General features: G+C 39.8%; 2 protein-coding genes and 1 pseudogene. All 3 read left to right on the forward strand.

Annotation, left to right across the window (positions count from 1 at the left end):
• Positions 1-5,053: pseudogene (locus BWI92_RS15495) on the forward strand (hypothetical protein); the annotation flags it as partial.
• 135 nt (positions 5,054-5,188) lie between these two features.
• A complete protein-coding gene (locus BWI92_RS15500; protein ID WP_176464441.1) occupies positions 5,189-6,835 on the forward strand; it encodes a hypothetical protein in 1,647 nt (548 codons plus the stop codon).
• A 19-nt stretch (positions 6,836-6,854) separates the two neighbouring features.
• Positions 6,855-14,927, forward strand: a complete 8,073-nt coding sequence (locus BWI92_RS15505) for a fibronectin type III domain-containing protein (protein ID WP_095164175.1) — start codon at positions 6,855-6,857, stop codon at positions 14,925-14,927.
• The last annotated feature ends 39 nt before the right edge of the window (positions 14,928-14,966 follow it).

Here is a 14,966-nt window from a genome sequence, read left to right on the forward strand (position 1 = left end):
CGCTACCAAATGCGTAGGCGAAACTTACACCTTTAGTGTTACTGCTAGTAATGTAGGTGGGTATCAGTGGATATTGAACAATGAAGATATTGTAGGAGCTAATAGCGCTACTTATAATATCGCAAGTATTTGTGATGTATGTGATGAAGGTTCCTACAAAGTTGAGGTGTCGGGTACTGGTGCTTGTGCTAGTCAAAGCGTAACAAGTAATGCTGCCGACTTAGTGGTAAAAATTCCAGTAGACATTACAGATGATCCCGAAACTCAAACAGTATGCGAAGGTACTGCTGTAACTTTTAGCGTAACTGCTACAGGCGACATTACGGGGTATCAATGGTATAAAAATGGGCAAATCCTTACTGGCGCAACTGCATCGACGTATGGCATCACTGCCCAAACCTCGATGAATGGTGATAAATATTCAGTCGTAGTAAAAGGAACTTGCGGAGACGTAACCAGTACTGAAGCTACTTTAAATGTTAATGCTAAACCAAGCATTTCTGTTAACCCAGTTGGCGCTACCAAATGCGTAGGCGAAACTTACACCTTTAGTGTTACTGCTAGTAATGTAGGTGGGTATCAGTGGATATTGAACAATGAAGATATTGTAGGAGCTAATAGCGCTACTTATAATATCGCAAGTATTTGTGATGTATGTGATGAAGGTTCCTACAAAGTTGAGGTGTCGGGTACTGGTGCTTGTGCTAGTCAAAGCGTAACAAGTAATGCTGCCGACTTAGTGGTAAAAATTCCAGTAGACATTACAGATGATCCCGAAACTCAAACAGTATGCGAAGGTACTGCTGTAACTTTTAGCGTAACTGCTACAGGCGACATTACGGGGTATCAATGGTACAAAAATGGGCAAATCCTTACTGGCGCAACTGCATCGACGTATGGCATCACTGCCCAAACCTCGATGAATGGTGATAAATATTCAGTCGTAGTAAAAGGAACTTGTGGAGATCAAACCAGTACTGAAGCTACTTTAAATGTTAATGCTAAACCAAGCATTTCTATCAATCCTGTTGGCGCTACCAAATGTGTAGGCGAAACTTATACCTTTAGTGTTACTACTAGTAATGCGGGAGGGTATCAGTGGATATTGAATAATGGCGATATCTCTGGTGCAACTAACGCTAGCTATAATATTGCCAGTATTTGTAATGTATGTGACGCTGGAGCTTATAAGGTTGAAGTATTCGGAACAGGTGCTTGTGCGGGAGAAAGCGTGACAAGTAATGCAGCAGACTTAGTGGTAAAAATTCCAGTAGACATTACAGATGATCCCGAAACTCAAACAGTATGCGAAGGAACTGCTGTAACTTTTAGCGTAACTGCTACAGGAGATATTACGGGGTATCAATGGTATAAAAATGGACAAATCCTTACTGGCGCAACTGCATCGACGTATGTCATCACTGCCCAAACCTCGATGAATGGTGATAAATATTCGGTAGTAGTAAAAGGAACTTGCGGAGACGTAACCAGTACCGAAGCTACTTTAAATGTTAATGCACTGCCTAGTATCTCTACTCAACCTGTTGGTGCTACCAAATGCGTGGGCGAAGCATACACTTTCAGTGTCTCTGCAAGTAATGCAAGCACTTTCCAATGGATGTTTAATGATGTAGACATCAGCGGAGCAACCAATGCAACCTATGCACTCACCAATATTTGTAAATCATGTAATGAAGGTGCCTATAAAGTTCGTATCCAAGGAGCAGGCGCTTGTCTATCAAGTAGTATTGTGAGTAATGTTGTCAACTTGGTCGTAAATACCCCTGTATCTATTACCTCTCAACCTACCGAACAAAATGTATGTAACGGTAGCACAGCTACTTTTAGAGTAAAAGCCCAAGGAGATATTACTGGTTTCCAATGGTACAAAAATGAAGTCGCTATTACTGGCGCCACCGACAGCACGTATAGTGTTGTAGGAAGCACCAACGGCGATAAATTCAAGGTCGAAGTAAAAGGCCTTTGTGGTAATGTCATTAGTAATGAAGTTCTCATAAATGTAACCCCTACACCTATTATTTCTCAACAACCATTATCAGCAACTAAGTGCGTTGGGGAATCTATGACTTTTAATGTTACTGCCAATAACGCTGGTTCATATCAATGGCAATACAAAGGCGTAAATATCGCTGGAGCAACCAATGCTAGCTATACCAGAAACATCGTTTGCCCAGACTGCGATGGAGGGGCATATCGAGTAATTGTGTTTGGTCAGGGAGTTTGTTCTACAAATACCATCAATAGCAACGAAGTGCTTTTAACAGTTAATACTCCAATTTCTATAACGCAACAACCACAAGCTACAAGCGTTTGTGTCAATTCTAATGCAACTTTTTCAGTAAATGCATCAGGTACAATTCAAGGATACCAATGGTATAGAAATGGCGTAAAAATCGACGGTGCTACAGCAAGTACTTATACATTTTCAACACTCTCTTTCAATGATAATGAAAAATATAAAGTCGAAATCACTGGTCCGTGTGGTGCATTGATGAGTAGTGAAGTAAACCTACAAGTAAAAACTATCATTGCCCCAACAATTTCTACTAACAAACCTAATGGTCTATGCGTTGGCGAACAATTTACCTTATCAGCTACTGGCTGTGAAGGCGGTATTGTACACTGGTTTGCCAATAATTTTGAAGTAGCACAAGGTCAAACACATACTTCGTCGAGTACTGCGACTTTCAATGCGCAATGTGAAAACTTAGGTTGTAAGTCAGGATTGAGCAATGGTATTACTCATACACAATATGGTGAAATTACGGTGGCTACGCTCACAGGAAGAGTCACTTGCTTTGGCGACAAGGACGGCGCTGTCGAAGTAAATCCTTCGGGAGGAGCAGGGGCACCATTTTCGGTAGTATGGACTAATTTCAATAATAATACCTTCAATAGAATTGTTGATTTACCTGCAGGACTTTACAACTATACCATTACAGACCGTATTGGTTGTAAAGTTCAAGGAGCAGTTCCTGTAGACAGACCAAACGAACCAACAGGCTCAGCTAGCGCTAGTGATGTAGTTTGTTTTGGACAAAAAAATGGAAAAATCAATTTGTCTGGTACGAGTGACTATGGCGGTTTTCAATATATTCTCAACCAAGCTACGCCTGTAGCATTTGGTACTGGTAATGCTAAAACCATCGAAAACTTAGACAAAGGCTCTTATACCGTAAAAGTAATTGATGCGAAAGGCTGTACAGTTTTGGCAAATACTACTTTGCAAATTCAAGAACCAACACAATTAAAAGTTACTTTACAAAAGGCTGTTCGCCCAAAATCATTTAGCTCAAATGATGGTACAATCGCAGTCAACATTTCTGGTGGAACTCAGCCTTATGGTGTTGAATGGTCACTTTTACCAAGTACTATTTTGACTTCTAATATCCAAACCACTATAACAGCCGATGGGGTAAATTCTCAACTAAGCGCTCTTGGCACAGGAGATTATCAGGTAAAAGCTACGGATAAAAATCTTTGTAATGCTATCCTTACCCAAAAGATGGTAGCTCCTGATAAAATAGCTATTACTTCAAAAGTAGACTCTATTACATGTTTTGGAAAAGCTGATGCCAAAATTACCTTGACCATTGCGGGTGGTGTTCAATTACCAACCTCACCTTTTTACCAAGTAAACTGGCAACGCATAGTAGATGGACAAGCTCAAACGATTTCGAATAATACCTTAGATTTATCAACACTTGATAAAGGAACTTATCAGGTAACGGTACTAGATAGCAATGGTGTTTCCGAAAAGCAAACCTTCGTATTGGGCGAACCAACACAATTGGTAGCTTCAGTACGCCAGACTGTTGCTAACTATTGCGCATCGACCCCACTTGGTGAGGTACAAATACTTGCCGCTGGCGGTCGCAGCCCTTATAGTTATACTTGGGATAAAACAAGCCAAACAACGCCTAGTATCAATAAGCTAGTTTCAGGCATATATGTAGCAACCGTTACAGATGTATCGGGCTGTGTAACAACGATTCAAGCAACGGTTCAAGATAGCATTAGTCGCTATAAAATGACTACCGCTTACCAAGCTCCTACCTGCTTTGGTCGTTGCGATGCGCTACTCAGCTCAACCGTAGAAGGCGGTATAGCTCCTTATCAATACGCATGGGCAGGCATCAACTCAACGATTGCCAACCCTATCAATGTATGTGCAGGAGGAACTACACAACTGGTTATTACTGATGCCAAAGGATGTCAAATCACAGGAAACAGTATCACTATGACTAGCCCCGATTCTCGTGTTATCGGCTTAGCTGCTCAGGTTGAAGTTTGTCCTTCAAAATCATTTGACCTTAGTGCAACATCTGTTCCTTGGGGTAAAACTTACTTATGGACTTATCCAGATGGAAAAACTCAAACAACAGCATCCATAAAAGCAGATAGCCTTGGAACATACACAATACAAATATTGGATGAGAATAGCTGTGGTGGTGTTCAACAAATCAAAGTGATTCCAATCAAGAATATCAATATCCTTTTTGCGATGCCTAGCTCAGCACCAGTCGACAAAGCTGTTGTGGCAATTGATTTGACCAACCCTACTCCAACAACTATTGCGTGGGAATATCCAACCAGTGCAAAAATGGTTTCTCAAGATGCCTTCAGTATTAAATTGACTTTCGCTCAAGTAGGTACATACAAGGTAAAAGAGTTAGCTACGATTGATAACTGTTTGTACACACTGACCAAAGAAATTCAAATTGTTGACAAAGCAAACGATGGAAACTTCCCTGCTCCAACTGCAACACAGCCAGCGATAGACTTTACCATTATGGGCAATCCTACTACTGGCAATAAAGTAACCTTAAGTCTTGACAATGTAGACAAGAAAGCTTTTGACATTAGTGTGCAGTCAGCAACGAAGGGAGTTTTGTATCAGAAATCTTACAGCGAAAATGATTTAAAATCTCTGGTGGTTGAAATTCCAGAAAACGAAACAGAGCAGATTTACTTTATCACTCTGACAAGTGGCGACCAGAAAATTACCAAAAAGGTATTGATTTATCGCTAGGGCACCCCAACACAGATTTTATATATCTCTTCATGTAAAGATTTTAAAGATATGTCACACTTTTACCATATAACACATTTACAAAGGATAAGCTACTTAGCGGTGGTATTCTTTTGTACCATGATAAGCCTTCCTATGAAGGCACAAAATGTAGATTTTGAAAACATTGTCAAAGCAAAACCACTCGTAGTTTCGGGGGGATTGACGGCCAATGGTGTTTTTAGCGCAGGCTTGCCAAACAATGATTCTCCCTTCAACTACTTTCTTTCGGGAACGCTAAACTTCAATATTTTGGGTACGATCAATGTACCCGTAATATTGAATTATTCCAACCGAAATATTAGTCTTTCTCAAGGCTATTCTTTCAACCAGTTGAGTTTTAATCCTACTTACAAGTGGATAACAGCTCATATTGGTACCAACTATATGACTTTCTCGCCATACACACTCAATGGTCATCAGTTTGTAGGCGGTGGTTTGGAGCTTACACCCACCAACTGGAAAATTCAATTGATGGGTGGACGACTACTCAGAGGGCAATTTACTGATACCACTACCACAGGGCCGACTTTCGAGCGTATGGGGTATGGTTATAAAGTTGAATATAATCCAGGGAAATTCACCATCGGAACTACCATGTTCAAGGCTTACGATGTGGCTAATTCGATTCCTGAGGATAAACGCTATTATCAAAACAGCGTAATCAATCCTAAGGACAATTTGGTGATGGGCTTAAACTTTAGTACAACACTTTTTCACAAACTCCAAATCGTAATGGATTATGCCAATAGTGTTGTCACCAAAGACCAAGGCGGAGAATACGCATCTTCTTCTATCAAATCACTGGCAGGTATTTTTCATAAAAACAATGCCACCACTGAGTCATACCACGCTTTTAAATCAAATATCAACTACAATATCGCTCAAACTAACACCATTTTGGGGGTAGGCTATGAGCGAATAGATCCAAACTACACAACCTTAGGAGGGTATTATTTTGTAAATGACCTAGAAAACTATACGTTGATGGTTACTCAAAATTTACTCAACAACAAGCTCAACATAAGTGGTAATGTAGGTCTACAGCGTGATGACTTGCAGAATACAAAAGCAAGTAAACAAAGTAGGTTTATTGGCGCTATGAATGCAAATCTCCGTTTGGAAAATGGTCTTTCAATGGGACTTAACTTTTCAAACTTCCAATCTTATCGATTTGTCAACACCATTTACAATAATATTACCAGAGTACCAGGGCAACCACTTGACTCACTTCAATTTTCATTGATTTCGCAAACGATTGGTTATAACCTTATCAAGCAGCTCAAGAAAACCGAAACCAGGGAAACGACTTTGACTTTCAATGCTAGTTATCTCAACTCCAGAAACAAACGAGACAACACGGTAGATTCCACTAGTCAAAGCCACGTAGTGACCAGTACAGCCAGCTACAATATCAACTTCACCAAACAAAAAGCGGCTATCAACCTGGGCGTCAACTATTTCGGAAATGATTTTTATAATAGCTCGCTCAGAGGTTTTGGTCCGACGGTGGCTATACGAAAAACTTTTATCGAAAAAATCAATACTAATTTGAGTTTCTCGGCACTGACCACCCAAAGCAAGACCAACGATATCAGTACCTCATTCACAGTCATGAACATCATGCTCATGGCCAACTGGTCGCCAGCTAAAGGACATAACCTCAATTTGAGTTCGAGTGTAGTCAAAAATCAATCTTCTACATTCCTCAACGGTAACATTGGGTATTCTTATTCTTTTTAACTAATTAATACTGAAAGACATGGCTAAACTAGGCCTTCATACATATCAAATCTCGGTACGTTTCAAACAGCTAATCGTACTGACTTTGTTGCTTGTTGCGGGACAGTTACAAGGTGTAGCTCAACAATATTTTCCAGTGGTAGCTAGATTTACACAGCTTCCCCCTTATCCCGTATATCTCTCTGATTTTAGCAATCCAGCACAGACCAACTTATCTATTCAAGTTCAAATGAATGATAAGAATATTGCCTCTCGTGCTTTTCGTATTCGTGTGTACATCGAAGGACAAGGATTTTTGATTCAAAGTACCGATTTTGTACAAGGCGAACCATCTATTACGCTGGTCGAAGGTCAGGTATATAACATTCCTGCGCCTCAAGTTGCCAATTATTTTAAGCAATACAACCTTAAAATAACTCCAGAGCAATACCGAAAACCATTCAATGAAGGCGCATTTCGTTTTGGTGTCGAAATTATCGATTTCCAAACCAACCGCCCTATTTCGGGTATTCAGTGGAGTACACCAGTTTGGTTGGTAGTCAACGAACCTCCAGTTTGGGTAATGCCACAAAATCAGATTAGTGTAACGCCAACCAATCCCCAAAATATCAATTTTCAGTGGGCGCCACGTCATAACAACGTCAACGACGTAGAGTATGAGTTTACCATTACCGATTTGATGTTGAATAACGGTTTTCAAGGAAATGTTCAAAATCTTTTCCTTTCACAACCTGCTTATTATCAAACTCGTACAAGAAATACTGTTTTGAATTATAATGCAACCATGCCTCCATTGGTTGTTGGGCGCACGTATGCCTATCGTGTACAAGCAGTAGCCAAGCGTGGTAGCGAAGATGTAGGAGTTTTTAGAAATAATGGTTATAGCGAAATACAATACTTTACTTACGGAGAAGCGGTAAAGCTCAACCCTCCGACCAACTTACAAGTAGCTTGGACTGATGATCTAAAATCGGCGACATTCAACTGGAAAGGAGATAACACGCACAAAAATTTTACGGTAGAATTTCGTGATAAAGCTTCCAAAGAATGGAAAACGGTGACCCTTCCAGCATCTCAAAGTGGTCTTTATAATACTTTTGTTATCAATAATTTAGATCCGAACAAAAGTTACGAAATGCGTGTGACGGGTATCAATGAGCAGGGTATTAAAGCCACTTCTAACATCATTGACTTGGCAAACTCGCCAATGGCTGCTAAAAAAGTGCCATTAGTAATAAAAGGCAATGTGCGTTGGGCATTCCGTAGTTCGGAGGAAAACCTTCGTAGTACAGACCCTCTTTTGATACCTAAAGACAAAGAACGTTACCGTGAAATAAACTACGAACCATACCCAAGCAATACCCCAGGAAGTAAAAAGTTTCCACTAGGCAAGGCGGCGACAGTTATCATCTATAATTCTTCTGTTGAGTTAACAGCAGAAAACCTCAAGTCGAGTAATCCACAACGCGTTACGACAGTACACACAAATGCTGAAGGAGAATATAGCATAGATGGAGCCAGTTTGAAGTTACTGACAGATGTCAAGAATTTATATATTGTAGCTGAGTTTGACAAAAATGTATTTGCTCCAGCTGTTAGTAAATTATCGGTCAAACCCAACGATGAAGGTACTAAAACAGTCGACGAACTGATTTTGTTGGCCAATACGATACGCTATTCACCAAGGCTCTTAATCAACCCAGAGCTCTTACCTGCTGGTGAATCTATCCAAAACAATACGATAGAGGAAGTGGGTCTTTATATTTATGAAAAAATCGTTTTAGCCAACCCTTACTTAAAAGAAGCTGGAAATCTTATCGGTGAGAAACCAATTGTCACTTCTGGAGGCGAAAAGCTGATTAAAGTATCAGAATTTATAGGTAACCCTATTTCTGCTTTATTTCCCAATATATATGGCGAACCGTTTTTTGTTAGAGTAAAGCATAAATATAGAAATGCCTCGTATCAACCACTAGAAAAAATGTTGGATTTGAAGGAGGGACAATTACCTTTAGTCAAAGATCATTTTAGACATGGAGGAGCTGTTCCGCCTGAAATAGCTGGCGTAGTGGAGAGAAAGATCGGAGATAAGATGTATCCTGCTCCAAATGTTTCTATTCAATTAGGACAACTTTCGGCACGAACCGATAAGGATGGAAAATATTCTATTCACATTCTAGCAAATGTGCCAAAACAAACTACGCTCAAAATCAAGGCGATAGATCCATTAATTACCTCAAATGTTGTAGAACACACCTTGATTTACGACCAGAAAGATATCACTCAAAACTTTGTACTTAGTGGTAGCGCATCATATTATGAGGGTCGTGTGTATGGGCGTAATCAACAACCACTTAGTGGAGTCTCTGTTTCGTATAAAGGAAGTACTTTAAAAACCAACAAGCAAGGGTATTTTTACTTTATTCAACCAGGAGACAATGAAGTCATGAATGATTCTGTAAAAGTAACTTTTGATGGTTATGATGTAGCGTATGCTAACCCTAAGAAGTTCAAAAGAACAGCTATCACTGGAAAAGACTTTGATGAAAATAAGAAGAAGATTTTACCCTTAATGAAGTTTATTAAGGATGAAAATGATGAACAAAAAGATACTTTTTTCAAAAACAATTTTAAAGACCCAGGTCTTACTCCTTCGGCTAGCTTCAATTGTGATAGTATAATTCTTCAGCACGAAACCATCTATCAGGTAATTGCTTATACAAATATTATCAAGTCATCAGGTATGCGCAGTGCCAATGACTCTTCGAATGTCGTTAGCGCCTTATTAAACATTGAGGATGAAGAACGAACCATTGGAAAAGCTACTTACGCTGGTAAAAATAAGAATAAGGAAAGTTGGAAAGGTGGTTACGTATCCAAAACATTTAAAAAGGAAATTAGTATAAAAGTCCTCAACAGAAAGGTAGTAGGCAATGACACCACTGCTAGCCCTCAGTTCTTAGAGGAAGAAATCACGGCGCCTCTTCCTAATAAGTATACCAAAAATGATACAGTTGTAGTTAAGGTAAGACTCAAACCTACTAGTTTCTTCTATGGGGTAGTATATGATAGTACTTTTGCCATTCCGGGTGTGAGAGAAGGCCGAAAAGCAGGTGACCCATACAAAGGTGTTGCAGGTGTAGAGGTCTCTGTGAGTGGAAGCAAAGCAAAAACTGATGAGAATGGACGATTTAAGGTAGCGATTCCTAAAGGGGAAGAATTTGAGGTTGAACTCTCACACGCTGATTACGCTAATACCAAACAATCATTCACAGCCTTGTTGGCACAGCCATATCTCAAACCAAGTGGAAAACCTTTCTACATGGTGAAACAAGATAAGGATATGCCGAAGTTTAATAAACTAATGGGCTTTACCATTAGCGTCGACAGAATTGTGAAGTTGACAGACAAAACGTTCCAAATATCTGGCTTGCTTTACCTTGACAAAGGAAAATTAGGGAAAGATTCAACGGCTAATATTTTCTCAGCGGGTTCTACTAAAACCCTTACTTACAAAAATATTGAAGTTTTTAAAGATGAGAACAAGAAAAATGCTGGCAATGCTATCATTACTCAAAGTAGCATAAACTTCGTTGAGACTGAGGCCAAAATTCTCTTATTTGGTTATGCCCCAATTACGCTTCAAGGTAATCCTATTGGTGAGCCATACATTCGTCTACAACACCTTGACAACAAGGGAACTAAACTAGGTAGCGAAGGAAAAATCGGAGCTTCCGAAATGGAATTTACTCAAAAAGAAATGATGGGTATTACTTTCGGAAAAATGGAGCTTTCTCAAAAAGTACCAGATAAAGAGAAGAAGTTTGGGAAATTTGATGACAAAATTTCAGATAAAGATGCTGCCAAACGCGAAACGGCTGCAAAAGATGCTAAAGCTGAGCAAAAAGAAATCAAAGCTAAAGTAGAAGAAGCCAATAAGAATGATTTAAAAGATATTATTGCTGCTAAAAATTCATCACAAGCCAAAAAAGATGAGGCTGCCAAAGAATTAGCAAAACTTGACAATGGCTTGACCGCAGTCCCCGAAAAGGAACCAATGCTTTTGGCATTTGCCCCTGTGAGTCTCGAAGAACTAGCAGATACCAAAGAATATGTGATATCTTTCCCTCAGGCTAATGCTCAGAAAGATACGAAAGACCTGACAGCCAGCAAACCAATTACTGATAAAAAAGATGCCAATGGACAGCCAGATAAAACACCAAAAGAAGACCCTTACAAGGACTACTTCAAATTCCCTATTGGTCCTACATTAGGAGTGGTTTCAGCAGGAATTGACCCTGCATCTGCGGTACTCAAAAAGTCGGGTATCTCGATGAAAGGTATTGTATCACTTCCTGAGGTTTGGAGATTTAAGTCTAATGGTAAACCGTTGTTGATTGAAAAACTTGAAATCGATAAGAAATTTGACTTAAAAACACTGATCATCGGTAAGTCGGACACCATTACTAGTTTTGGTGTAGCCGATAAATGGATGTGCTATATCAAAAGTTTCCAAATCTATTCAGGATTCAAAGGCTTTGGATTGGGTGGTACTATCAATACTGACAAAGATAACTACCTTATTATCAACTCTCTTGGTTTCTCGGTAGTTGGCGGTTCTGTTTATCCTAACATTGACCTGAGTACATCCAAAGACGGGCTAAGATTCGGTAGTTTGCGTTTCAAAACGGTTGGTAAGAAAAATATTACCATCAAAGGTAACGTCGATGATAAAAGTTATGAGGTAGAAGGTTCATTACGTATCGAATGGGACGAATCTCCGCTTAAAACCACCTCAACCGACTCGACTGATAAGTTTGGCAAAAGACTCTCAGATGCAGAAATAGCTAAGAATAAGCAGGAAACCTTAATAAAAGATCAAAATGCTAAAAACGAAGCTGAACAAGCAACACAAGCAGTAAACAAAGGAACTAAGGAGTATACCGATGCCAAGCAAAAACTAGAAGCAGTTGAAAAAGAACTGGTTGCTCTTGAAAAACTAAAAGCTGACCTTACAAAAGAGTATGATGACCTAAGTAAGGAACAAGAGAAAGTGAAGGTAAAACGTGTGGCTCTCACCCGTAAATGGTCTGAGTCAGGTAGCATTTACCGAGAATCTGAGCAAGCCAAACAAGACGAGAAAAATCAAGTTGAAGCTGAAAATGCAGCCAAAAACAAAGAAAAAGATATCGATGCTCGTTGGAAACAATACGAGTCAAATTTTGCCAACAAAGAAAAAGAGCGTGATAAGTTAAAAGAGACTATCAAAAAACTTGAGCCTGCTCAGAATGAATTAGCCAAGAAAGCCGAAGAGGCCAAAGCAGAAGCTGCGAAAAAAGCAGAGGCTGATGCTGCCAAGAAAAAAGCTGACGAAGAGAAAAAAGAGGCTATTGCTAATGGTAAATCGTATGTGGATACCTCAACCAAAGATGCAGGTGCTTCAAAAGGCACCGAGGAGTCTAAAGGTTTTGGAGGAGTCTCTTGGAAGGAGCGTTTGTTCCCAATAGAAGTACAGGTATTCAAATGGTCTACAACGGGTAAATTCCTTATTTCAGCTTCGCTAAGTCAGGATGCACTCAAGTACGGCCCAGCAGCTTTCAAAGTACGAAGAATTGTATACTCTCGTGGCGCGGCACTTAAGCAAAGTGAGCTCAATGACTTACTTAAAATGTCGGAAGATGAGGTTGCAAAAATCAACAGTACTAGCAAGTTCAACAATGCCAATACACATATTGATCAAGATGGCAAACGCACAGGCGTAACAAGCGAAGATACGCAAAAGCAAAGAGAAGGGGCATCTCTCGACAACATGAGTTTGAAGGCCATTGAAGATAAAGTGGCATTAGACAACCCAAGTACTGTAAAATGGGCATTAGGTTTTGCAGGTGGCGTCGAAGTAGACACCAAGTCTATTAATATTGATTCGGACGTAAACTTCTACATCGCCGATTTTGATGGAAAAGGACATGCGTTCAAAATGAATGAGTTGTTAATTAAAATTGACGCTACTTCATTTAGGGCTTTAGCCAAAGTAAAGATTGCTACTTCTGGTTCAAAAATCGGATTCGAAGGTGAAGGTGAGTTTGAGGGCGCAAAGATAAAGGCCGCCATGACGCTCAAATATTACTCTATCAACGATACCAAAAATAATAAGTTTGGTACTGAACTGGGAGCCTCCATCAAGGTATCTACTGGAGTTACGGGTTTCGTAATGGGACCAATCACATGGACAACCCTAGGCGGTGGATTTGATCTTAATACTGCTGATAATAAATTCAGCGTATTTTTCTTGGGTGATGCCCGCAGTACTGGCGTACCCGAAAAAGTTACCTATTACAAAAAAGTAAAACTCTCACTCGACTTTGTGTCGGGCAATTGTGGGGGTGTTCCAATCATCCGTGGTAGCATGGAATTATGGTCGGGAATGCTCAACGCCAAGGAGGAGAAGATATGCGAAGCCAATGCGGAAGTCAATTTCTGTACGGCAAGTGTCGTATGTAAAATTAACTGTGACCTTAAGTTTTCAGACAAAATGGTCAAGGTCGATGCCTTGGCTTATATCAAAGGTAGCGCTGGATTCTTTTTGGGAGCAAAAGTAAAAGCTGAGCTATTTGGCATGAATGCCAACGGAACCTTTATTTTGGGTATTGCTTGCGATACCAAGCATAGTGATGCGCCAAAAGAATTAGCTCCGTTCCTGACTGATTTACCTAGATTCTTATATCAGAGTGACAACAAAACACTTTCTGCTCTTTATGTTGGGCTAGACCTAAGTTATGAAGAAAAGAAAAACGGCGGACTTAGTGCCTTTGGTGTAGACTTTGTTTCCTACTCTGCTGAAGTTCTTTGTAAAACTCGCTTAAATGCTGGTGTCAACTTCTCAAATGGCAATTTTATGATTAATGCCATGGCAAAAGTAGAAGCAGAAGGAAAAGCATCTGTTTTAGGATTTAGAATGGGTGGAAAACTCGACGCAATGCTCGAACTAGGTGGTGGACGTACCAACGAACTGGGTTGGAACTTTAGAGCAATTGGTCGTGGTAAACTCGAAATCGGCGCTGGTAGATACGAAGATAAACAATGTAACGACTACAGTATCACAGGTATCAAATGGGGCAAAAGATGTATTACTTGTTGTAATGGAACCTCATGGAGATGTTGGAAACGAATTGAAATTCCATACCCAGAAGGCTCAATTGACCGATTTGTTAAACTTTGTTTGGAAGGCCAGTTTGGGGTAACTTACCAAGAAAAAGGACCAAGAGAAGTAACTGGTTGGAAAGCCTATATTGGTGGAACTGGCCCTGGCACAAACGCACCAAGCAAATCTAACTCTATACCAACAGAAAGTGCTGTTACTGCCGAAACATCACTCAAAGTTGGCGAAAGCCGCGTTTCACCAAACGGTGTTTACAAATTGATCGTAGAGGATAATGGTAATGTAGCTATTACAAAAAATGGTGACAAAATTTGGGAAACCAATACAGCCAATAGAGGTGTAAGCTATTTCAAAGTTCAACAAGATGGAAATTTGGTAGCATATACTTCAAGCGACAGAGCTGTTTGGGCTTCTAATACTCACGGTAAAGGAAATAATAGTTGCATACTTGCAATGCAAGATGATGGTAATTTGGTGCTTTATAAAGATGGAGACAACGCTATTTGGTCTTCAGATACAAGATATGTGTACTCGCAGGCTGAAATTATCAACTCTAGAATCCAGAATAGAAGCTCCCTTAATCGAGGACAAACTCTAAAATCAAGCAATGGGGTTTATGCACTTACAGTTCAAAACGATGGAAATGTGGTACTAGAAAAAGGTTCTACAGTACTATGGGCAGCTGGTACCAATGGAAAAGGTGTAAGCCTCCTATATGTTCAGAGAGATGGAAATCTTGTGGCATATACAAGTGATGATAAACCCAAATGGGCTTCAGGTACCAATGGAAAAGGTGGAAGTGATACCGTGTTATTACTACAAAACGATGGTAATCTTGTGCTGTATAAGAATATCAGAACCAAAACACCAGGCAATATCACCGTATATTTACCAGAAGATGCCATTTGGGCAACAGGAACCAACGGAAAATAATTTTGAGAGACATAGCTAATGCAACAGATATTTAATTAC

The sequence above is a fragment of the Flectobacillus sp. BAB-3569 genome (genome assembly GCF_002270355.1).
GTDB lineage: Bacteria > Bacteroidota > Bacteroidia > Cytophagales > Spirosomataceae > Flectobacillus > Flectobacillus roseus.

Bases quoted from the DNA above. Each gene is read 5' to 3' on its own strand.
- BWI92_RS15500 (WP_176464441.1), top strand. From the start codon at position 5,189: ATGAAGGCACAAAATGTAGATTTTGAAAACATTGTCAAAGCAAAACCA.
- BWI92_RS15505 (WP_095164175.1), top strand. From the start codon at position 6,855: ATGGCTAAACTAGGCCTTCATACATATCAAATCTCGGTACGTTTCAAA.